At 46.9% G+C, this 20,451-nt stretch carries 19 protein-coding genes and 2 pseudogenes; 11 read left to right on the plus strand and 10 right to left on the minus strand.

Annotation, left to right across the window (positions count from 1 at the left end; all coding sequences use genetic code 11):
- Nucleotides 1-126 precede the first annotated feature (126 nt).
- Nucleotides 127-954, minus strand: a complete 828-nt coding sequence (nadE, locus tag K0778_RS01615) for an ammonia-dependent NAD(+) synthetase (RefSeq protein ID WP_000175026.1) — start codon at nt 952-954, stop codon at nt 127-129.
- 201 nt (nt 955-1,155) lie between these two features.
- On the opposite strand from nadE, the gene osmE reads away from it, so the two are divergent.
- The 7 genes from osmE (at nt 1,156) to chbG (ending at nt 7,026) form a co-directional block, all read left to right on the plus strand.
- Nucleotides 1,156-1,494 (plus strand): osmotically-inducible lipoprotein OsmE, encoded by a 339-nt coding sequence (gene osmE / locus K0778_RS01620; RefSeq protein ID WP_001039044.1) that lies wholly within the window; start codon nt 1,156-1,158, stop codon nt 1,492-1,494.
- 298 nt (nt 1,495-1,792) lie between these two features.
- Nucleotides 1,793-2,113: a PTS N,N'-diacetylchitobiose transporter subunit IIB gene (gene chbB, locus K0778_RS01625; protein WP_000412169.1), complete on the plus strand. Its 321-nt coding sequence runs from the start codon at nt 1,793-1,795 to the stop codon at nt 2,111-2,113.
- Nucleotides 2,114-2,197: 84 nt separating this feature from the next.
- A complete protein-coding gene (gene chbC, locus K0778_RS01630; protein WP_000073041.1) occupies nt 2,198-3,556 on the plus strand; it encodes a PTS N,N'-diacetylchitobiose transporter subunit IIC in 1,359 nt (452 codons plus the stop codon).
- Between the two features lie 50 nt (nt 3,557-3,606).
- Entirely contained in the window at nt 3,607-3,957 is a 351-nt protein-coding gene (gene chbA, locus K0778_RS01635) for a PTS N,N'-diacetylchitobiose transporter subunit IIA (RefSeq protein WP_000968919.1), read from the plus strand.
- Nucleotides 3,958-3,964: 7 nt separating this feature from the next.
- A complete protein-coding gene (chbR, locus tag K0778_RS01640; RefSeq protein ID WP_000983647.1) occupies nt 3,965-4,807 on the plus strand; it encodes a transcriptional regulator ChbR in 843 nt (280 codons plus the stop codon).
- A 104-nt stretch (nt 4,808-4,911) separates the two neighbouring features.
- Nucleotides 4,912-6,264 (plus strand): 6-phospho-beta-glucosidase, encoded by a 1,353-nt coding sequence (gene celF / locus K0778_RS01645; RefSeq protein ID WP_000078757.1) that lies wholly within the window; start codon nt 4,912-4,914, stop codon nt 6,262-6,264.
- Between the two features lie 12 nt (nt 6,265-6,276).
- On the plus strand, nt 6,277-7,026 hold the full coding sequence (gene chbG / locus K0778_RS01650) for a chitin disaccharide deacetylase (protein WP_000440471.1): 750 nt from the start codon (nt 6,277-6,279) through the stop codon (nt 7,024-7,026).
- A 257-nt stretch (nt 7,027-7,283) separates the two neighbouring features.
- Here chbG and katE read toward each other — a convergent pair whose 3' ends face one another.
- Entirely contained in the window at nt 7,284-9,545 is a 2,262-nt protein-coding gene (gene katE / locus K0778_RS01655) for a catalase HPII (RefSeq protein ID WP_000077873.1), read from the minus strand.
- A 182-nt stretch (nt 9,546-9,727) separates the two neighbouring features.
- Between katE and cedA the strand changes: the two genes are divergently transcribed.
- Complete coding sequence (gene cedA / locus K0778_RS01660; protein ID WP_001241551.1) at nt 9,728-9,991, plus strand: cell division activator CedA; 264 nt, start codon at nt 9,728-9,730, stop codon at nt 9,989-9,991.
- A gap of 287 nt (nt 9,992-10,278) precedes the next feature.
- Nucleotides 10,279-11,060: pseudogene (ydjO, locus tag K0778_RS01665) on the plus strand (protein YdjO).
- A 24-nt stretch (nt 11,061-11,084) separates the two neighbouring features.
- Here ydjO and tcyP read toward each other — a convergent pair.
- The 3 genes from tcyP to hxpB all read right to left on the minus strand — a co-directional run bounded on the left by tcyP (nt 11,085) and on the right by hxpB (nt 14,030).
- Entirely contained in the window at nt 11,085-12,476 is a 1,392-nt protein-coding gene (gene tcyP, locus K0778_RS01670) for a cystine/sulfocysteine:cation symporter (RefSeq protein ID WP_001010696.1), read from the minus strand.
- 132 nt (nt 12,477-12,608) lie between these two features.
- Nucleotides 12,609-13,199 carry a metal-dependent hydrolase gene (locus K0778_RS01675; RefSeq protein ID WP_001297653.1) on the minus strand — a complete coding sequence of 197 codons (591 nt, stop codon included), beginning with the start codon at nt 13,197-13,199 and terminating at the stop codon, nt 12,609-12,611.
- Nucleotides 13,200-13,361: 162 nt separating this feature from the next.
- Complete coding sequence (hxpB, locus tag K0778_RS01680; RefSeq protein WP_063084429.1) at nt 13,362-14,030, minus strand: hexitol phosphatase HxpB; 669 nt, start codon at nt 14,028-14,030, stop codon at nt 13,362-13,364.
- Between the two features lie 146 nt (nt 14,031-14,176).
- Here hxpB and K0778_RS01685 point away from each other — a divergent pair, with 146 nt between their 5' ends.
- The gene (locus K0778_RS01685) at nt 14,177-14,713 is read left to right on the plus strand and encodes a YniB family protein (RefSeq protein ID WP_000222172.1); all 537 of its coding nucleotides are present in this window, start codon (nt 14,177-14,179) and stop codon (nt 14,711-14,713) included.
- Nucleotides 14,714-14,753: 40 nt separating this feature from the next.
- On the opposite strand, the gene K0778_RS01690 is transcribed toward K0778_RS01685, so the two are convergent.
- The 3 genes from K0778_RS01690 to pfkB all read right to left on the minus strand — a co-directional run bounded on the left by K0778_RS01690 (nt 14,754) and on the right by pfkB (nt 17,040).
- On the minus strand, nt 14,754-15,614 hold the full coding sequence (locus tag K0778_RS01690; RefSeq protein WP_001619517.1) for a fructosamine kinase family protein: 861 nt from the start codon (nt 15,612-15,614) through the stop codon (nt 14,754-14,756).
- Nucleotides 15,615-15,719: 105 nt separating this feature from the next.
- Entirely contained in the window at nt 15,720-16,010 is a 291-nt protein-coding gene (ghoS, locus tag K0778_RS01695; protein WP_000146159.1) for a type V toxin-antitoxin system endoribonuclease antitoxin GhoS, read from the minus strand.
- 100 nt (nt 16,011-16,110) lie between these two features.
- Nucleotides 16,111-17,040, minus strand: coding sequence for a 6-phosphofructokinase II (gene pfkB / locus K0778_RS01700; protein ID WP_000251727.1), 930 nt, complete (start codon nt 17,038-17,040; stop codon nt 16,111-16,113).
- A gap of 286 nt (nt 17,041-17,326) precedes the next feature.
- Between pfkB and K0778_RS01705 the strand changes: the two genes are divergently transcribed.
- Nucleotides 17,327-18,085: a YdiY family protein gene (locus K0778_RS01705; RefSeq protein ID WP_000771391.1), complete on the plus strand. Its 759-nt coding sequence runs from the start codon at nt 17,327-17,329 to the stop codon at nt 18,083-18,085.
- Between the two features lie 52 nt (nt 18,086-18,137).
- Here the strand turns inward: K0778_RS01705 and yniD are convergent, their stop codons facing one another.
- Both yniD and espL1 read right to left on the minus strand, forming a co-directional pair.
- Nucleotides 18,138-18,245: a small membrane protein YniD gene (yniD, locus tag K0778_RS01710; protein WP_001142445.1), complete on the minus strand. Its 108-nt coding sequence runs from the start codon at nt 18,243-18,245 to the stop codon at nt 18,138-18,140.
- 171 nt (nt 18,246-18,416) lie between these two features.
- A pseudogene (gene espL1, locus K0778_RS01715) lies at nt 18,417-20,316 on the minus strand (type III secretion system effector EspL1).
- Nucleotides 20,317-20,451 lie beyond the last annotated feature (135 nt).

The raw sequence follows: 20,451 nt of genomic DNA on the forward strand, positions 1-20,451 counted from the left end.
TGTCAGGCCTATTCGACTCCTGCAATGTATTGAATTTGCATAGTTTTATAGGTCGAATAAGGCGTTCACGCCGCATCCGGCGTGAACAAATTACTCTTTTTCGCACAATCCAATATGTGCAAATTATTACTTTTTCCAGAAATCATCGAAAACGGTAATTGGCGGACGGCGTTTATGTTCGGTTTTCAGATACCAGTTCTCTATTGTTCTGGCGACCTGTTGAGGTACGTTTTTCCCTTCCAGATAGTCGTCGATATTGTCATAGGTCACGCCGAGTGCCACTTCATCTGGCAGAGAAGGGCGATCATCTTCCAGATCGGCCGTTGGCGCTTTCTTATAAAGGTGTTCCGGGCAAGCTAATGCCGCCAGTAACTGTTTACCCTGACGTTTGTTGAGACGATACAGCGGATTAATGTCCGTACCGCCGTCACCATATTTAGTGAAGAATCCGGTAATGGCTTCTGCTGCATGATCGGTGCCCACCACGACACCGCTGGTCATACCCGCAATGCTATATTGTGCTTTCATCCGCTCACGCGCTTTTTCATTGCCACGGACAAAATCGCTCAGTTCAATGCCTGCTTCCCGCAATGCCTGTTCGCTGGCCAATACCGCGCCCTTGATATTAACGGTTAATACGCGATCCGGTTGAATAAAGGCAATGGCATCCTGGCAATCTTGTTCGTCGGCCTGAACACCATAGGGCAGGCGTACGGCAATAAATTGCAGTGATTCGTTGCCGGTTTCCAGGCGCAGCTCATTAATCGCCATCTGGCACAGCTTTCCGGCAAGCGTGGAGTCCTGACCGCCGCTGATCCCGAGCACCAGTGATTTAATGAACGGATAAGTTTGCAGGTAGCTTTTCAGAAAATCGACACTACGACGAATTTCCTCTTCAGCATTAATCTGCGGTTTTGCGCCCAGCGCCTTTATTATTTGTTGTTGCAATGTCATTGAACCCCTCCAGACAGAAAAGACAAAACTTCCTTAAAGCTAACCCGTTGCTACTGAAACGACAAGCGACAGCGGGCTGAATGGTGGTTAAAACGTCATACAGGAATCCTCTGAAAGCGGAGCCGTTTCGTTCACGGGCTTGAAAAAGCGCCCAATGTATTCCAGGCTTATCTAACACGCTGATAAACAAGAGGACGGAATATGAACAAGAATATGGCAGGAATTCTGAGTGCAGCGGCGGTATTAACCATGCTGGCGGGTTGTACGGCTTATGATCGTACCAAAGACCAGTTTGTACAGCCTGTGGTGAAAGACGTCAAAAAAGGCATGAGCCGGGCGCAGGTTGCACAAATTGCGGGTAAACCTTCGTCTGAAGTGAGCATGATCCATGCTCGCGGTACTTGCCAGACCTACATCCTGGGTCAACGTGATGGTAAAGCAGAAACCTACTTTGTCGCGTTAGATGATACCGGACATGTCATCAACTCCGGTTATCAGACCTGTGCTGAATACGACACTGATCCACAGGCTGCGAAGTAATCAATTCGTCTGAAAGCTTGAGTAACAACGGAAACCGGCCATTGCGCCGGTTTTTTTTGGCCTGAGTTCTTAATTATCTTCGCGAATTATTTGCCCGAAATGTGAAGAGGGTCATAACCACAGGTCAAGGAGAAACAATTTATAAGGTCAAAGAAATACTATTGCTCAGGTCTATACCGTATACTCCTTTCAGCCACAAAAAAAGTCATGTTGGTTTCGCAAGTTACCCAGAGCATGGAAGCAGGTTAAGGCTTGCGGAGTGTCTGGCTGACAGATAATCGTCGATGAGGGCAGTTTTATGGAAAAGAAACACATTTATCTGTTTTGTTCTGCGGGCATGTCTACCTCTTTACTGGTATCAAAAATGCGCGCACAGGCAGAAAAATATGAAGTTCCGGTCATTATTGAAGCATTTCCGGAAACACTGGCTGGTGAAAAAGGTCAGAATGCCGATGTCGTGTTATTAGGGCCGCAGATTGCTTATATGTTGCCCGAAATCCAGCGTTTGTTACCCAACAAACCGGTTGAAGTAATTGACTCGCTGCTTTATGGCAAAGTCGATGGTTTAGGCGTGCTTAAGGCTGCGGTTGCAGCGATTAAAAAAGCCGCAGCAAATTAATTTATTTTAAATTTTCCCGTCAAAGAGTTATTTCATAAATCAATACCGCAATATTTAAATTGCGGTTTTTAAGGGTATTTTTCTATGAGTAATGTTATTGCATCGCTTGAAAAGGTACTCCTCCCTTTTGCAGTTAAAATAGGAAAGCAGCCACACGTTAATGCAATCAAAAATGGCTTTATTCGCTTAATGCCGTTAACCCTTGCGGGGGCCATGTTTGTATTAATTAACAACGTTTTTCTAAGCTTTGGGGAGGGGTCGTTTTTTTATTCCTTAGGTATTCGCCTCGACGCCTCAACCATTGAAACACTTAATGGTCTGAAAGGTATTGGCGGCAACGTATATAACGGAACATTAGGAATAATGTCTTTAATGGCACCGTTCTTTATTGGCATGGCGCTGGCAGAAGAGCGTAAAGTCGATGCGCTGGCGGCTGGGTTGTTATCCGTTGCAGCATTTATGACCGTCACCCCATATAGTGTCGGTGAGGCCTATGCGGTTGGTGCAAACTGGTTAGGTGGGGCGAATATCATCTCCGGGATTATTATTGGCCTGGTGGTGGCAGAAATGTTTACCTTTATTGTCCGCCGCAATTGGGTCATTAAACTGCCCGACAGCGTACCTGCTTCAGTATCGCGTTCCTTCTCGGCATTAATTCCCGGCTTTATTATTCTTTCCGTGATGGGGATTATTGCCTGGGCGTTGAATACCTGGGGCACCAACTTCCATCAGATCATTATGGATACCATCTCAACCCCACTGGCATCGTTGGGTAGCGTGGTGGGCTGGGCCTATGTGATCTTTGTTCCACTGCTCTGGTTCTTCGGTATTCATGGCGCGCTGGCGCTGACCGCACTGGACAACGGCATTATGACGCCGTGGGCACTGGAAAATATCGCGACCTATCAGCAATATGGTTCCGTCGAAGCGGCGCTGGCAGCCGGTAAGACCTTCCATATCTGGGCCAAGCCGATGCTGGACTCCTTTATTTTCCTTGGGGGCAGTGGTGCGACTTTAGGCCTGATCCTGGCTATCTTTATCGCCTCTCGCCGTGCTGATTATCGTCAGGTGGCAAAACTGGCGCTGCCGTCCGGCATCTTCCAGATTAACGAACCGATTCTGTTTGGTCTGCCAATTATCATGAACCCGGTGATGTTTATCCCGTTTGTACTGGTACAACCGATTCTGGCGGCAATCACCCTCGCAGCGTACTACATGGGCATTATTCCTCCGGTGACCAATATTGCACCGTGGACCATGCCAACCGGTCTGGGAGCCTTCTTTAACACCAACGGTAGCGTCGCCGCATTGCTGGTCGCACTCTTCAACCTTGGCATCGCAACGTTAATTTATCTGCCCTTTGTTGTGGTGGCTAACAAAGCACAAAATGCGATTGATAAAGAAGAGAGCGAAGAAGATATCGCTAACGCCCTGAAATTTTAATCGATGCCGGTACGGGTAATCGTGCCGGTAAGAAAAGAGAGGAACGATGTATGATGGATCTCGATAACATTCCCGATACGCAAACGGAAGCTGAAGAGCTGGAAGAAGTGGTGATGGGGCTGATCATCAACTCCGGACAAGCGCGCAGCCTGGCGTATGCGGCACTGAAACAGGCGAAGCAGGGCGATTTTGCCGCAGCAAAAGCCATGATGGATCAGTCACGGATGGCATTGAATGAAGCGCATCTGGTACAGACGAAACTGATTGAAGGCGATGCGGGCGAAGGTAAGATGAAAGTGAGTCTGGTGCTGGTCCACGCTCAGGATCATTTAATGACGTCCATGCTTGCGCGTGAACTGATTACTGAATTAATTGAGCTTCATGAAAAACTGAAGGCATAAGGAGTCGATGATGCAGCCAGTGATTAACGCGCCGGAAATTGCCACTGCCCGAGAACAGCAGTTGTTTAATGGCAAAAACTTCCATGTGTTTATCTATAACAAAACTGAGAGTATCAGCGGACTGCATCAGCACGACTATTATGAATTTACTCTGGTATTAACCGGGCGTTATTTCCAGGAGATTAACGGTAAGCGCGTGTTACTGGAACGGGGCGATTTTGTTTTTATTCCGTTAGGTTCGCACCATCAAAGTTTTTATGAGTTTGGTGCCACGCGCATATTGAACGTTGGGATCAGTAAACGCTTTTTTGAGCAGCATTACCTGCCATTGTTGCCTTATTGCTTTGTCGCTTCGCAGGTATACCGGACCAATAACGCTTTTCTCACCTATGTGGAAACAGTGATTTCTTCATTGAATTTCCGCGAAACAGGGCTGGAAGAGTTTGTTGAGATGGTTACTTTTTATGTCATTAACCGTTTACGTCATTACCGCGAAGAACAGGTGATTGATGATGTACCGCAGTGGCTGAAAAGTACGGTAGAAAAGATGCATGATAAAGAGCAGTTTAGTGAATCGGCGCTGGAGAATATGGTGGCGTTGTCAGCCAAATCACAGGAATATTTGACGCGAGCGACTCAACGATATTATGGCAAAACGCCAATGCAGATTATTAATGAAATCCGTATTAATTTTGCCAAAAAACAACTGGAAATGACCAACTATTCAGTGACGGATATTGCGTTTGAGGCCGGTTATAGTAGCCCGAGTTTGTTTATTAAAACGTTTAAGAAATTAACGTCCTTTACGCCTAAGAGCTATCGTAAGAAATTGACTGAATTTAATCAGTAAGTCGTTATACCTGACAATTCACATATCTGTCCTGTTGCTGGATTATTTATGTCCGGGGGGGCAGATATGCCAGATATCAGTATTCTGTACTGAAGGGAGAAATTATGAGCCAGAAATTAAAAGTCGTCACTATTGGTGGCGGGAGCAGCTATACCCCGGAGTTACTGGAAGGATTTATTAAGCGTTATCACGAATTGCCGGTCAGCGAATTATGGCTGGTGGATGTCGAAGGTGGTAAAGCGAAACTGGATATTATTTTCGATCTCTGCCAACGGATGATTGATAACGCTGGCGTCCCGATGAAGCTTTATAAAACGCTGGATCGCCGCGAAGCATTGAAAGATGCTGATTTCGTTACTACCCAACTGCGCGTTGGCCAATTACCGGCGCGTGAACTGGATGAACGTATTCCATTAAGTCATGGTTATCTTGGTCAGGAAACCAACGGCGCGGGCGGTTTGTTTAAAGGTCTGCGTACCATTCCGGTGATTTTTGACATCGTAAAAGATGTCGAAGAACTTTGTCCGAATGCATGGGTGATTAACTTCACTAACCCGGCGGGAATGGTCACTGAAGCCGTTTATCGTCATACCGGATTTAAACGCTTTATCGGCGTGTGTAATATTCCGATCGGCATGAAGATGTTTATTCGCGATGTTCTGATGCTGAAAGACAGCGATGATTTATCTATCGATTTGTTCGGCCTCAACCATATGGTGTTCATTAAGGATGTGCTGGTAAATGGCAAGTCGCGCTTTGCCGAATTGCTTGATGGTGTGGCGTCAGGGCAGTTAAAAGCGTCCTCTGTAAAAAATATTTTCGATCTGCCATTTAGTGAGGGCTTAATTCGTTCGTTGAATCTGCTGCCATGTTCTTATCTGCTGTATTACTTCAAGCAGAAAGAGATGCTGGCTATTGAAATGGGCGAATACTACAAAGGCGGCGCACGAGCGCAGGTAGTACAGAAAGTCGAGAAACAACTTTTTGAGCTGTATAAAAATCCTGAGCTGAAAGTTAAGCCGAAAGAACTGGAACAGCGCGGTGGGGCTTATTACTCTGATGCAGCATGCGAAGTGATCAACGCTATCTACAACGACAAGCAAGCAGAACATTACGTTAATATCCCGCATCATGGGCAGATTGATAATATTCCGGCAGACTGGGCAGTAGAAATGACCTGTAAGCTGGGGCGCGATGGCGCGACGCCACATCCGCGCATTACGCATTTCGATGATAAAGTAATGGGGCTGATTCACACCATTAAAGGCTTCGAGATTGCTGCCAGTAACGCCGCACTTAGCGGAGAATTTAACGATGTGTTACTGGCGCTAAACCTTAGTCCGTTGGTGCATTCCGATCGCGATGCTGAGCTGCTGGCACGCGAGATGATTCTGGCGCACGAGAAATGGCTGCCAAACTTTGCCGACTGCATCGCAGAGCTTAAAAAAGCACATTAACCGAGGCTGATTATGGAACGCTTACTGATTGTTAATGCCGATGATTTTGGCTTAAGCAAAGGTCAGAACTACGGCATTATCGAGGCCTGTCGCAATGGGATTGTCACGTCGACGACGGCGCTGGTGAATGGGCAGGCTATTGACCATGCGGTGCAGTTGAGTCGTGATGAACCGAGTCTGGCCATAGGGATGCACTTTGTCCTTACTATGGGTAAGCCACTGACAGCTATGCCGGGGTTAACCCGCGATGGTGTGCTGGGAAAATGGATCTGGCAGTTGGCAGAAGAAGATGCTTTACCGCTGGAAGAAATTACTCAGGAGCTTGTCAGTCAGTATTTGCGTTTCATTGAGCTATTTGGACGCAAACCTACGCATCTTGATAGCCATCATCATGTGCATATGTTCCCGCAGATTTTCCCGATTGTTGCCAGGTTTGCGGCAGAGCAGGGCATTGCGTTGCGGGCGGATCGTCAGATGGCGTTTGATTTGCCGGTCAACCTGCGCACTACCCAGGGATTCAGCAGTGCATTCTACGGTGAAGAGATCAGTGAGTCGCTGTTCCTGCAAGTGCTGGATGACGCAGGCCATCGGGGTGATCGTTCGCTGGAGGTGATGTGTCATCCGGCGTTTATCGATAATACTATCCGTCAGAGTGCTTACTGTTTCCCACGCTTAACGGAGCTGGATGTGTTGACATCAGCGTCGTTGAAAGGTGCTATCGCTCAGCGTGGTTATCGGTTGGGGAGTTATCGGGATGTGTAAGTGAGGATGTTTGCCAGATGCGGCGTGAACCTTGCATCCGGCGATTAATTCCTACAAAGGCGGCGTAACTGCGCCGCTTGAGACTGCTGACAAACGCAAAACTGCCTGATGCGCTTCGCTTATCAGGCCTACGTGTTTCCTGCAATATATTGAATTTGCACAGTTTTGTAGGCCGGATAAGGCGTTCACGCCGCATCCGGCATAAACAAAGCGCACTATGTAAATCATTTGAGGCGGCGCAATTGCGCCGCCTCCCATCAGGCAGGAATTTTGTCAATCTTAGGAATGCGTGACCACACGCGGTGTGCTGCCATCAGCGTTAGCAGTTCATCCATAAAACTACCGTCAGCGCTGTCAGCTTCCACAATCCCTTCTTCACCCTGGTCAGCGACCTTGATTGTTGCTTTAAACTTGCGCGCGTCACCCGCCAGCGCAATCGGTTTAAGGTGTTTGTAGGCTTCCATCAGGTAGTAGTTGGCATCGCCGTTGTCAGCGATATCCGCGATATTGCCGCAAGGGACAATGACCGCATCGACCGTCAGCGAAGGTGCACCGGCAAAGGTAGCGGCTATAGGCAACACCGTACCGTCATCCGCAGTCACTTCACCCATTCGGGAGTAGAGCAGTTTGGCATGAACGCCTTTGGCCTTCAGCGCCTTGAGAATGGCCAGAAGGTCTGCCGATCTCACTTCATCATTAAGTAAAATCGCTACCACGCGACCTTTCACATCACCGTCAGGAATGGCGTACAAACTTAAGGATGGATCCTTTTTCAGACCGTTGACGTCCGGAGGTGGGGTGATATTCAGCTGGTCGTCAGTCAGTTCGATACCGAGATTTTTCGCCACCGCCTGGGCCAGAGTGAGATCAATATGCGCCAGCTGGTCAACAACGCGCTCACGAATATACGGACGAACGACTTTGCTTAACTCAAAACTGAAACCATCGACAATATGGCGCTGCTCAAATGGCGTCTGACTTAGCCAGAACAGACGCGGATGGGAATAATATTCGCCAAACGATGGGCTGCGCTCGCGAACTTTATTGCCTTCCACGCGCTCCTGGTATGATTCAAAACCGCCGCGTTTCGGCCCCGGCGGTGTTTCGCGCGGCCAGTTATCGTTAATCGAGTTCGGTTCGTAATTAGCCGGGTTAGTGTCGATCCCCATGCGATGCATGCCGTCACGCTGGAAATTATGGTAAGGGCAGGTCGGACGGTTAATCGGAATCTCATGGAAATTTGGCCCGCCAAGACGACTGATTTGTGTATCGGTATAGGAGAATAAACGCCCCTGCAACAGCGGATCGTTGGTGAAGTCCAGACCAGGAACAATATGACCTGGATGGAATGCTGCTTGTTCGTTTTCGGCAAAGAAGTTATCCGGGTTGCGATTGAGCACCATTTTGCCGACACGCTGAACGGGCACCAGTTCTTCCGGGATAAGTTTGGTTGGATCGAGAAGATCGAAGTCGAACTTGAATTCATCTTCTTCAGGAATCAACTGGAAGCCCAGTTCGTATTCCGGAAAATCGCCTGCTTCAATGGCTTCCCACAACTCGCGGCGGTGGAAGTCCGGGTCACGTCCGGTGAGTTTTTGTGCTTCATCCCAAACGAGTGAGGCTTTACCTGCCAGTGGTTTCCAGTGGAAACGTACAAACGTTGCCTTCCCTTCGGCATTAATCAGGCGGAAGGTGTGAATACCGAAGCCTTCCATGGTGCGGTAACTGCGGGGGATGCCGCGATCCGACATCGCCCACATCACGTTGTGCAGAGTTTCAGGTTGCAGAGAAACATAATCCCAGAAAGTATCGTGGGCACTTTGCCCTTGTGGAATTGCCCAGTGCGGTTCTGGTTTTACCGCATGAACAAAATCGGGGAATTTATGCGCATCCTGGATAAAGAAGATTGGCGTGTTATTGCCAACGAGGTCAAAAATACCCTCTTCAGTATAGAACTTGGTGGCAAAACCACGGATATCACGCACGGTATCGGCAGAGCCAGCGCCACCCTGAACGGTAGAGAAACGTACAAATACTGGGGTGATTTTGTTCGGATCTGAGAGGAAATCCGCTTTGGTAATATCGCTTAAGCTTTTATATGGCTGGAAATAACCGTGAGCGGCTGATCCGCGTGCATGAACAATACGTTCCGGAATGCGCTCATGGTCAAAGTGGGTGATTTTCTCGCGCAGAATAAAATCTTCCAGCAGCGTTGGACCACGGCTACCGGCACGCAGTGAGTTTTGATCATCGGCGATGCGCACGCCCTGATTAGTGGTCAGCGCATAATTTTCACTGCCTTTGCGTACATCTTCCAGAGAATTAAGTTTTTCGTTACGCGTATCAGGGGCTTTCAGGCTCCCAGGGGCGGTAGGTTGTGCACCTGGCGGTGTTGGTTCAGCCGCTGGACGATGAGATCCGTCCTCAGGTGCCAGTGAGTCCATCCCCGGTTTCGCTTCGCTGGAATCGTGTAGTGGTGACTGGTGCTGATGTGGGTTCTTTTCGTTATGTTGCGACATTGAACTCGTCTCCTTAATTTATTACTGAAAGGGCCGCTGTTTTGGTCAAAAAACTCTCTAACTATAGACCACCAGCCAGATCCCGCTTCGGAGACTATTCTGGAAACGGTGTTATGAAATACACGCAAAGCGGGACGTACAGGGGCTAAATCGGCTAAACTACAGTTTTTCTAATTTTTAATATGCGTTTAGTGAAGCCAGTAATGAAGAAACCGCTCCGTCAGCAAAACCGCCAGATTATTAGCTATATCCCACGCACGGAACCCGCGCCGCCAGAACATGCGATAAAGATGGATTCGTTTCGTGATGTCTGGATGCTGCGTGGCAAATATGTTGCGTTTGTACTGATAGGAGAGTCATTTCTGCGCTCACCGGCGTTTACTGTGCCTGAATCTGCCCAACGTTGGGCAAATCAGATCCGCCAGGAAGGGGAAGTGACTGAGTAAGGATTACGTACCTCCCGGTTTTGCCGGGAGTTACATGGCCTGAAATTTTGTATTTCGTTGCTACATTCATTCAAACCACCTGTAACAAAAAGCTGCCTTTGACGATCTATTGCTATAAATAAGTGATCTTTTTTCTTTAATTGTTTATTTATTTTAAATGGTTAAGTTTTGCTAATCATGATGAGCTATTTTTGATAGTTCATCCTGTGGCGTCGCTCTTAAACTTATATTGTAAATGACTTAGATTTAAATGAGATAATAATTTTGTTAACAATATGAGGTGGGAGATGTTTTCTACAAACTTAATACAGAGTAATTATGGTGATTTAAATATTAAAAGTCTGGCTTTTGACTCTTTTAAAGAAAGGCTTGAGTCTACCATGGCGGCACTCACTTTCTTTATATCAACGGGTCAATGTGACTGCGATGAAATAGCAGAATCAAATTTTAATTATATGATTGCCTATATGTCTAACATTAACTATGATGCCTCAAAGCCAGGAGCGCCAACACTTAGTTTTGATACATATCTGCAGGACAATGTTAAATATAAAGTAATAATTAATAATCTTTATGGTAGTGAAATTCGGATAAGAGGTATAAATAAAGATTTTATTGGAATGGATGTCACTTCTGTGTTTCGCCCAGAAAAAATGACGAATTTGATCAATATAAAAAACAGGTTGGTTATTCATTATTTAAGGACTATATACTATGAACAAAATTATATACATCCTGTCGGGAGCATTTTTGCTGCGATTCAAAAAAATGAGAGTCTCCTAAAGTTTCCTTCGATAATATCAATGCTTAATATCAATCTTCTTTTTAATCCACTAAATCTTCCGGGAATGGGAAGTGGTATACTTGAAGATATTATGAGTATTCCAGATAGTTCACTTAGAAAACGTCTCGGGTATGAGGTTTTAAGCTTCTCGCTACAGGCACATTCATTGAGCCAGGAATGTATTGATAAGTTGGACATTTTTTCGCTGACGATCTGTTTAAATATGAGTCAGTATGCATCGCCGCGATGGAACATTTAAAAAGTAAGGCAACGGCCCCTATATGAAACGGACCGTTGCCAGCATAAGAATTAATGGTGTGCCAGTTCGGCGTCGTCTTCGCTATCCAGAATGGCTTTATCGGTTTGCTTCAGCCACTGGCTGGTCAGCGTGCCAGCTGTCATCGAGCCACTAACGTTTAGCGCCGTACGGCCCATGTCGATAAGCGGTTCAACGGAGATTAACAGCGCCACCAGGGTTACTGGCAGGCCCATCGCAGGCAGCACAATCAGTGCGGCGAAAGTTGCACCACCACCGACACCGGCAACGCCTGCGGAGCTAACGGTAACAATACCGACCAGCGTCGCAATCCACATCGGGTCCAGCGGGTTAATGCCAACCGTAGGCGCAACCATCACCGCCAGCATTGCCGGATACAAACCGGCGCAGCCGTTCTGACCAATGGTTGCACCGAAAGAGGCGGCGAAACTGGCGATGGATTCAGGAACGCCCAGACGACGCGTTTGTGCTTCCACATTCAGTGGGATAGACGCAGCACTGGAACGGCTGGTAAAGGCAAACGTCAGCACAGGCCATACCTTACGGAAGTACTTCAGCGGACTCACGCCATTAATGCCCAGCAGAATGCCATGCACTGCAAACATAATCAGCAGACCGAGGTAGGACGCGACAACGAAACTTCCCAGTTTGATGATGTCTTGCAAGTTAGAACCTGCAACCACTTTGGTCATTAGAGCCAGAACGCCGTAAGGGGTCAACTGCATGACCAGGCGAACCAGTTTCATCACCCAGCTTTGTAGGGTATCGATAGCGGCTAAGACGCGTTCACCTTTCGGCGCATCATCCTTCAGCAGTTTCAATGCAGCTACGCCGAGGAATGCGGCAAAAATTACCACGCTGATAATTGACGTCGGATTGGCTCCGGTAAGATCGGCAAACGGGTTTTTCGGGATAAAGGACAAGACCAGCTGCGGAACGCTCAGATCAGAGACTTTACCAACATAGTTACTTTCAATGGCGTTCAGACGTGCAGTTTCTGCACCACCCTGAACCAGACCTTCAGCCGTCAAACCAAACAGGTTGGTGACCAGCACACCGACCAGCGCCGCAATCAGCGTGGTAAACAAAAGCGTACCGATGGTCAGAAAACTGATTTTGCCTAACTGAGATGCGTTATGCAGACGGGCAACCGCGCTCAGAATAGAGGCGAAGACTAACGGCATAACGATCATTTGCAGCAGTTGAACATAGCCGTTACCAACGATGTTAAACCACTGTACAGAATCTTTAAGTACCTGGCTGTCAGAACCATAAATGGTATGCAGGGCAAGGCCAAAAACCACACCCATCACCAGACCCACCAGCACTTTTTTCGCCAGACTCCACTGTTTATGGCGGGTCTGAGCCAGCGCAAACAGCAGTACAACGAACACCACGATGTTCGCAATTAATGGAAAGTTCATCCCCGTTCTCCTGATCTTATTATTTCTATCACTGCGTAGCAGTCATAGTGTTGGCGCAAGATTAACAGAACTGTGAGCTGGCTCTTATATTCAAATGGAATTGCTTATTCCAGAAAGGTGATTTTTGCCTTTTTAGTATTCAACCTGATGCTTAATAAGCCGATGAAACTGGATCTGCAAGGTATTGATCATTTGCGATGACCAACGAACAGCGCTGTTCTCGGGTAATGAATGGGGCATCCATACCGACCAGACAAATAATGCCATGCAGATAAAACGTTCCAGTTGGTTGCCCTTTTGGGGAACCAGGATAGGCAAGCGGAAACGCCAGCGGCATGGCCAGAGCAGGGGAACACCGGCGGGTGTCAGCATATCGGCAAGTATGTGGCTCAAATAACCCAGCACCATTCCTTGTAGCGCATCAGCCGGAATGAACCAGCCTTCCGGAACCTTAAGGTAAAAGGTTGCCAGCAGCGCAAATACCGCCAGCAGACTGTGGGTAAAACCACGATGCCCAAAAGCGCGGGCGATCGGTTTTGATATCCATTTTAATCGCTGCCCAAGAAACGACTTTGGGTGATCGATGTCCGGTAACAAACACGTCAGGATTGCGGAAGGGACAATATGCCACCAGTCACCCTGTGCCAGCACGGGCGTCAGCTCGGCATTTTTGGCAAATACCGCACAAGCAATAGAAAAGAGAAGGTGACCTTCCGCCGTCATGATAAAACTCACTAAACTGTCGATACGTACAGTATAGGATTTTTATACAGTGCACGGAAGTGGTGACGGTGTAACTCTTTCTCTTAAATTGACGATTAATCCGTCAGTTGAATGCAATTTCAGATAAAGAACCAGGGACAGCGAGATCACTGCCCCTGGTCATTAACCGAGAAGGTCTTTTGCGGTGAATTCTGTCAGCGATGAGAGTTTGACGTCTGCTAATACAAAACGTGGATCATTTTGCGCTTCTGGCGCAGGAACGACGATGGAACGCATGCGGGCTGCTTTAGAGGCGATCATGCCATTTACCGAATCTTCCAGCGCTACGCAGGTCAGAGGGTCAACGCCCAGTTTTGCTGCGCAGTCGAGATATACTTGCGGATGCGGCTTGCTGTAAGGCAGTTTTTCGGCCGAGGCGAGGGCATCGAAACTGTCGCGTAAGTCAAACATGGTCAACACTTTTTCCAGCATATGTAGTGGTGACGCGGAGGCCAGTCCCACCAATAAACCTTGTTCTTTGCATAACGCAACGGCTTCGCGCACGCCTGGTAATAATGGACGTGTCTCTTCAACCAGTGAAATGGCACGGGCAATAACCCGTTCTACTACTTCCTGACGGCTTGGCCCATTCCACGGTTGCCGGGCGTACCAAAGATCGACCACCATATCGATGCGTAAACCTAAGGTGTCCGGCAGCTCGTTACGACGGGAGATATCCACCCCCAGGCTTGCCATCACATCCAGTTCGGCTCGATCCCATAAAGGTTCTGAGTCGATAAGTAATCCATCCATATCAAAAATTGCAGCAAGAATCTGACGCGGGGTTGACATTACAACCTCTCCTTTAGAGCATTATGTGTAAGGTATTAAGCCGTGCTTATGATTAAGCGCCTATCATATCGCCTTTAAAGAATGGGCGAAAACAGATATCTACAGGTAAACTAAGTGAAACGACGCGTCTTAATCAAGGAGAACTCATGACGTATCAACAAGCTGGACGCATTGCTGTTTTGAAAAGGATTTTGGGTTGGGTGATTTTTATACCTGCATTGATCTCTACATTGATTTCTTTGCTGAAATTTATGAATACCCGGCAGGAAAACCAGGAAGGCATTAATGCGGTCATGCTCGACTTTACTCATGTCATGATCGATATGATGCAGGCGAATACGCCTTTTTTGAATCTATTCTGGTATAACTCCCCGACGCCCAATTTTAATGGTGGCGTGAACGTTATGTTCTGGGTGATTTTCATCCTGATTTTTGTCGGACTGGCGTTGCAGGATTCCGGTGCCCGGATGAGTCGCCAGGCGCGCTTCTTGCGGGAAGGTGTTGAAGATCAACTCATTCTGGAAAAAGCCAAAGGGGAAGAGGGGCTAACGCGTGAACAAATTGAGTCCCGTATTGTTGTTCCGCACCATACTATTTTCCTGCAGTTTTTCTCACTGTATATCCTGCCGGTTATTTGTATTGCTGCAGGTTATGTGTTCTTTTCTCTGCTTGGGTTTATTTAATCAAAAGGCCGCACGGAGCGGCCATTATCCTCAACCCATATCATGCTGCTAATAATCTATCCAATGACTGCTGAGCAATAACCAAATGCTGACCGCCAAATAACCTTGCACGATTTAACAGCGTGTAGAGTTGGTAAACCGGTTGACGTTCAAGGAAATCGGCAGGTAGCGGGGATACTGACTGATAGCCGTCATAGATTTGTGGCGGCTGTTCAGTATGCAGCGGTAACATCGCCAGGTCGCACTCTCGGTCACCCCAGTAGCAGGCCGGGTCGAAAATGTACGGGCCATCCGGACCCAGTGCACAGTTGCCGGACCATAAATCGCCGTGCAACAGAGAAGGCTGCGGTTGATGTGAGGCCAGACGCTGCTGAATATGCTCGACGATGGCGTCGATATTGCCGAAAGCGATCCCTTTTTCTGCAGCCAGTTCCAACTGCCAGCCAATCCGTTGTTCAGCAAAAAACGTTGACCAGCGACGTTGCCAGGTGTTGGGCTGTGGAGTTGTGGAGAGCGCGTTATCGAAATCAAGGCCAAATTGTGGTTGGTCGCTCCATTGATGTAAACGCGCAATTTGCTGACCAAAAATAAATGCGCTATGCGCATCCAGCGGACGAGGTGGGAGATAATCCATCACCAGAAAACTGTAGTCACGGTCAGCGCCAACTGCCCAAACCTTAGGCACGGTGACGGTTTTACTACGCGACAGTAACTCCAGTTGGTCGGCTTCGGCGGTAAAACCGGGAAGCAGTTCCCTTTCATCACATTTGACGAAAAAATCATGTCCTGCATAGCGCAAATGCCATGCGGCATGGACTTCTCCGCCAGGCAGTTCATTACGCAGTTCGATTTCGCCTTCACCTAACTGCTCGCTCAAAAGACGACTGATTGCCTGCCACATGATGTCTCTCCCATGTTGTCTGCCAGATCATAAGGTTAGCGCAAGAATGCGGTGTAAAAACACGAGCTAACGCACACCACAGACTGATTATTGCCCAAAAACCATTTATTTTCTGTTGCTATTCCATTCCTCCCAGGTCGTGATGGTGATTTCAGGATCTTTGCCGGTTGCACTTTGGGTAAGCCCCGAAACCAGTTCTCTAATTTCTTCTTCACTTTGGGTACTGATAAGTCCAAAAGTGTTAGTTCCCAGCTCATGGATATTTCCCTCATCATCCGTCATAGTGAGCAAAAAACCGTCGCGAGTCAGGTAATTATTCAACTCGTTAATTTCAGTCAATGTATCCTCATGCAACATGACGGTTATGACATAACGGACAAGATCGCCACTGGCCATAGTTCACCCCTTTGTTATCACATGACTTTTGAGCATAGTCGGAGAAACGCGTTGCCGACAGGTTGGTGATGATTCCCCCAATGCTGGGGGAATGTTTTTGTTAGCGGGAAAGGTAAGCGTAAATTTTTTGCGTATCGTCATGGGAGCACAGACGTGTTCCCTGATTGAGTGTGGCTGCACTCCCCGCAGCTACGCCAAAACGAACCATCTCTTCAAGAGAGGCATTTTCTGCCAGTTTCAGTGTCATCGCGCCGACCATGCTGTCACCAGCGCCAACGGTACTCTGGCTTTTCACCGGTGGTGGCACCACCTGAATACAGTTTTCACTATCAACACCCAGCGCTCCTTGTGGACCCAGGGAAACGACAACCCGTTTGGCCTTGCCGCTATTAACGATTTCCTGCGCGGCTTTGCGGACATCGTCCGGCTGGGTGAGTTCGCGATTCACCAGCGCACTGAGTTCTTTTTGGTTAGGCTTAACCAACTCGATGTTACCAATTGCCAGTGCTGCACTTAACGCTTCGCCAGAACTGTCGACGATGCAGCGGATCCCTTGTTTTTGCGCAGCGGAAATCAGTTGGGTTAATTTTTCCAGCTTCACACCTGGCGGCAGGCTTCCGCTTATGACCAGGATGGCCCCGGATTCAATTTCCAGAACTTGCTCTTCAAGCTGGCGAAACTCATCTTCATTTAATGCCGCGCCTGGCATAACAAAACGATACTGCTCACCGCTTGCTTCCACATGTACGTGTAAATTCTGCCGGGTCCAGTCTTTGGCTTCTACAGTAGCGACGGGGACATTTTCATCCGCCAACAGTGAAACCAGGTGTTCGCCGGTCGCGCCACCCGCCGGGAAGATCGCTGTGGCACTGCCTCCAAGATGGGCAATGGCGCGGGCGACGTTGATGCCGCCGCCCCCGGGTTCGAACACCGGTGCGGTACAGCGCAGTTTTCCTTCGGGATAAATTTGCGGGGTAATTGTTGCGCTATCGAGAGAGGGCGCAAGTGTCAACGTATAGATACGTACCATCATTTCCTCCTATAGGCTGATTTCAGTCTGGCACCGAATCAGCGGAAAGTGAAGAAATTAACAATATGATTTATTGGAGCTTTATTTAAAATTTTGCAGATAAATATATATAAATAAAAATCTGTTTTCGCCACATGCTTATTCAAAAAATGAAATAAGAATACATTGCTAAGTTATTCGCGCCTTTTTATAATTCGTTACCTTTCCAGGGACGCTAATCTTTGATCCTTAAGAAAGTTTCCGGGACCGCGATGGTCTCTTTTTTTGTTGTACGGACTCTTGATAAATGAAGCTTTTGAAGACAGTTCCTGCCATCGTTATGTTGGCGGGGGGCATGTTTGCGTCACTGAATGCAGCTGCCGATGATTCCGTTTTTACTGTCATGGATGATCCTGCCAGCGCTAAAAAACCTTTCGAAGGTAATCTGAACGCAGGATATCTTGCACAATCAGGCAATACGAAAAGCTCCTCACTTACGGCTGACACCACCATGACCTGGTATGGACACACCACTGCCTGGTCGCTGTGGGGGAACGCCAGTAATACTTCTTCTAATGATGAGCGTTCTTCAGAAAAATATGCGGCGGGCGGGCGTAGCCGTTTTAATTTAACTGATTATGACTATTTATTTGGTCAGGCAAGCTGGCTGACAGACCGTTATAACGGCTATCGAGAGCGCGATGTGTTGACCGCGGGTTATGGTCGTCAGTTTTTGAATGGCCCGGTACACAGTTTCCGCTTTGAATTCGGTCCAGGTGTGCGTTACGACAAATATACCGACAATGCCAGTGAAACCCAGCCGCTGGGCTATGCCTCCGGGGCTTATGCATGGCAGTTGACTGACAACGCTAAATTTACGCAGGGTGTTTCGGTCTTTGGCGCGGAAGACACAACGCTGAACTCCGAAAGCGCATTAAATGTTGCTATTAATGAACATTTTGGACTGAAGGTGGCTTACAACGTCACATGGAACTCTGAACCTCCAGAGTCTGCACCGGAACATACCGACCGTCGGACAACCTTATCGCTGGGCTACAGCATGTAAAATTATCTGCCGGACCGTGTTATGCGGTCTGGCTGTCTTCGTTTGTCACTGCTCAGCCCCAAATCATTGCTGCCCAACGTAGCAACAACATAGCGCCACAGATTGCCAGTAGCACCACCACCATCTTCCAGTGTTTTTTATCAAAGCGTTTAGTCGGCATACCAGTGTCCTGCATATCTCTTGTGCGTGATAACGGAGTGTAACAAAAGGGACAGGCATCAAGGGATTTTTTGTTATTACAGCCGTCGGGTGGCGTTGTGCACATGGTCACTGTTTCTGCGTTTTATGAAAAAAATAAAATTATGTATCGATATATATCGTAAATAGCTGGTTATAAATACGTCTTTATTTCATCAGCACTAAAACTCAGGCTTTGGCTGATTGCATTAATAGCAGCATAATATGTTTCTACAGTTTTATAATGCTTATGATGAATGGCTATATGAACAGCTGACATGTTGTCATGATTTTTAGCGGCCAATAGTGTAAATAACTGATGTTGACTAAAAGAATGTTTTTTTGCAAAAGCACCCAGCGTCGATATATAAGATAACACGACGTCTTCATTACCCTTGCTCATGGCGATGTATAATGCAGGGGTTCCCTGTGCTGTAGCTCCTTTTAATAAATCCATGATGTTAGCTTTGCTCAACTTGTATTTAAAGGCGATGCCATTAATTTTAGAGAGGAACCGTGTGACACACAAAGGGTGATTATTTTCCATTGCGGCGTATAATCCTGGCTCACCATCATGTATTTTCATGGCTAAAATACTCATCACCAGTTTTTTGTTTAAAAGCTCTTGTGCTATTGGAGTGGTTAATGCATTCAGAAAGATATCGATTATTTCATCGAATCCATACAACATGGAGATATAAAGTCCAGGTGTTTCGTTAGCACTTTTAGTTTGCAGTAATTTAACCAGATTATCTTCATGAATGATGTGATTATCTACCAGTGACTGAATTTCTTGCATAAATATTTTCACGTTGTCAGTATGTCCGTTCATCATAGCCAAAAATAAAGCAGGTGTACCAACGCTATTCTGCGCAGTTATTATTTCAATGATTTCTTTTTCAGGGAGTATGGGCAACTGTTTGAATAATGTAATAAGCTGTTGAGTCTGGCCTGTAGCCATTATTAACAACATTGCCGATGGATGTATAGGGGCAAATGGCATTCGTGATGCAATACCCGCGAAAATAGCCCCTGGAACTCCCACAGGTAATAGGGGCAGAATAGCAATTGCACAGTTGCGAACATATCTATCAGCCCAGGTCTGAGCATCGGGACCTGAACTGATGAACTTATCAAGCGAAAGAAAGCCCCGTGCTGTCCTGTGGGTGTCTCTGACGGCAACGTTGGTATCGTTCGGGTCGTAAACGGACACAACATAATTTAATTGTCCATACACTGACTGCTTTATTCGTAGCCTTACTGACAAAGTATGATTGTCTATATATAAAATCGCGGACATATGACTGACATTGTTTGCCATCATTCGACAAAAGAAAATATCTAAAGCGAAGCCAAAATCCTTACTCGCGATAACGCGACTCCCTGCAGGAGGATGGCGAAGTAATGCTCTGAACTCCGCGTCCCGGACTAAGGGGACATGCTGCTGTATGGATTCAACGGAGGAGTAATGTTTAATCAGGTTGACTTTGCCTTTTCCATTTCTCAATGAATCAAGGGCGTATTGCAATGACAGATGGCGACAAAAAATAGCGTCAGAAGGAGATTGCAAAAAACATGCACTACCATTGAGATTTACTGTTGGGTGTATAGTTTTTTTCTCTATGGATTTTTTTAGACAGTTTCATACAATGGTTACGATCTTCAGCAGTTAACTGTTCCTGTTCAATATAATCCAGTATGCTTCGCAAATGGTTAGCTTTAATAGGCGTGGTTTCTAGTAATAAGGAAATGATTTCTTTTTTATAGTGTAATGTAATGAGTATATTTTCTGTATGGATGGGTGAAGTGGCAAAGTTAATGGTAAAAAGGGCAGTGGAATAACAATTTTGTGATATTTTTCGACAGTTTGCGGTAAATTCCTGAGTAACACAGTATGACAGCATCGAACTTAAGTCAGAGGTATCAAGTAGGGTGATGAGCTGGCGCGCAAATTGATTAATAGGCTCTGATGAAGGTGTTGGTATGTCGCTATCGATGTGCAATCTATGAGGAGACTTATAATGAGTTCTGATAATGATATCGTTTTGACTCATAATCTGTTCGCCTTATATATATCTGGAGGTTTTGAGGATGATGATTAATTATTATCGCCAGAACGAAATGTGCACGAAAAATTGTTATAAGAATTGTGTCACTTTTATCATTGTGATATGACCACTTCGTCATTA

The organism is Escherichia sp. XD33, from assembly GCF_019375075.1.
Lineage (GTDB): Bacteria > Pseudomonadota > Gammaproteobacteria > Enterobacterales > Enterobacteriaceae > Enterobacter > Enterobacter flexneri_A.

What these genes read in the sequence shown, in the direction of transcription:
- ghoS (WP_000146159.1), bottom strand. Translation starts at nt 16,010, where the DNA reads ATGGCCAGTGGCGATCTTGTCCGTTATGTCATAACCGTCATGTTGCAT.
- K0778_RS01685 (WP_000222172.1), top strand. Translation starts at nt 14,177, where the DNA reads ATGACGTATCAACAAGCTGGACGCATTGCTGTTTTGAAAAGGATTTTG.
- K0778_RS01690 (WP_001619517.1), bottom strand. Translation starts at nt 15,614, where the DNA reads ATGTGGCAGGCAATCAGTCGTCTTTTGAGCGAGCAGTTAGGTGAAGGC.
- katE (WP_000077873.1), bottom strand. Translation starts at nt 9,545, where the DNA reads ATGTCGCAACATAACGAAAAGAACCCACATCAGCACCAGTCACCACTA.
- cedA (WP_001241551.1), top strand. Translation starts at nt 9,728, where the DNA reads ATGCGTTTAGTGAAGCCAGTAATGAAGAAACCGCTCCGTCAGCAAAAC.
- chbR (WP_000983647.1), top strand. Translation starts at nt 3,965, where the DNA reads ATGATGCAGCCAGTGATTAACGCGCCGGAAATTGCCACTGCCCGAGAA.
- K0778_RS01675 (WP_001297653.1), bottom strand. Translation starts at nt 13,199, where the DNA reads ATGACGGCGGAAGGTCACCTTCTCTTTTCTATTGCTTGTGCGGTATTT.
- pfkB (WP_000251727.1), bottom strand. Translation starts at nt 17,040, where the DNA reads ATGGTACGTATCTATACGTTGACACTTGCGCCCTCTCTCGATAGCGCA.
- tcyP (WP_001010696.1), bottom strand. Translation starts at nt 12,476, where the DNA reads ATGAACTTTCCATTAATTGCGAACATCGTGGTGTTCGTTGTACTGCTG.
- chbG (WP_000440471.1), top strand. Translation starts at nt 6,277, where the DNA reads ATGGAACGCTTACTGATTGTTAATGCCGATGATTTTGGCTTAAGCAAA.
- hxpB (WP_063084429.1), bottom strand. Translation starts at nt 14,030, where the DNA reads ATGTCAACCCCGCGTCAGATTCTTGCTGCAATTTTTGATATGGATGGA.
- osmE (WP_001039044.1), top strand. Translation starts at nt 1,156, where the DNA reads ATGAACAAGAATATGGCAGGAATTCTGAGTGCAGCGGCGGTATTAACC.
- chbB (WP_000412169.1), top strand. Translation starts at nt 1,793, where the DNA reads ATGGAAAAGAAACACATTTATCTGTTTTGTTCTGCGGGCATGTCTACC.
- celF (WP_000078757.1), top strand. Translation starts at nt 4,912, where the DNA reads ATGAGCCAGAAATTAAAAGTCGTCACTATTGGTGGCGGGAGCAGCTAT.
- nadE (WP_000175026.1), bottom strand. Translation starts at nt 954, where the DNA reads ATGACATTGCAACAACAAATAATAAAGGCGCTGGGCGCAAAACCGCAG.
- chbA (WP_000968919.1), top strand. Translation starts at nt 3,607, where the DNA reads ATGATGGATCTCGATAACATTCCCGATACGCAAACGGAAGCTGAAGAG.
- chbC (WP_000073041.1), top strand. Translation starts at nt 2,198, where the DNA reads ATGAGTAATGTTATTGCATCGCTTGAAAAGGTACTCCTCCCTTTTGCA.
- yniD (WP_001142445.1), bottom strand. Translation starts at nt 18,245, where the DNA reads ATGCCGACTAAACGCTTTGATAAAAAACACTGGAAGATGGTGGTGGTG.
- K0778_RS01705 (WP_000771391.1), top strand. Translation starts at nt 17,327, where the DNA reads ATGAAGCTTTTGAAGACAGTTCCTGCCATCGTTATGTTGGCGGGGGGC.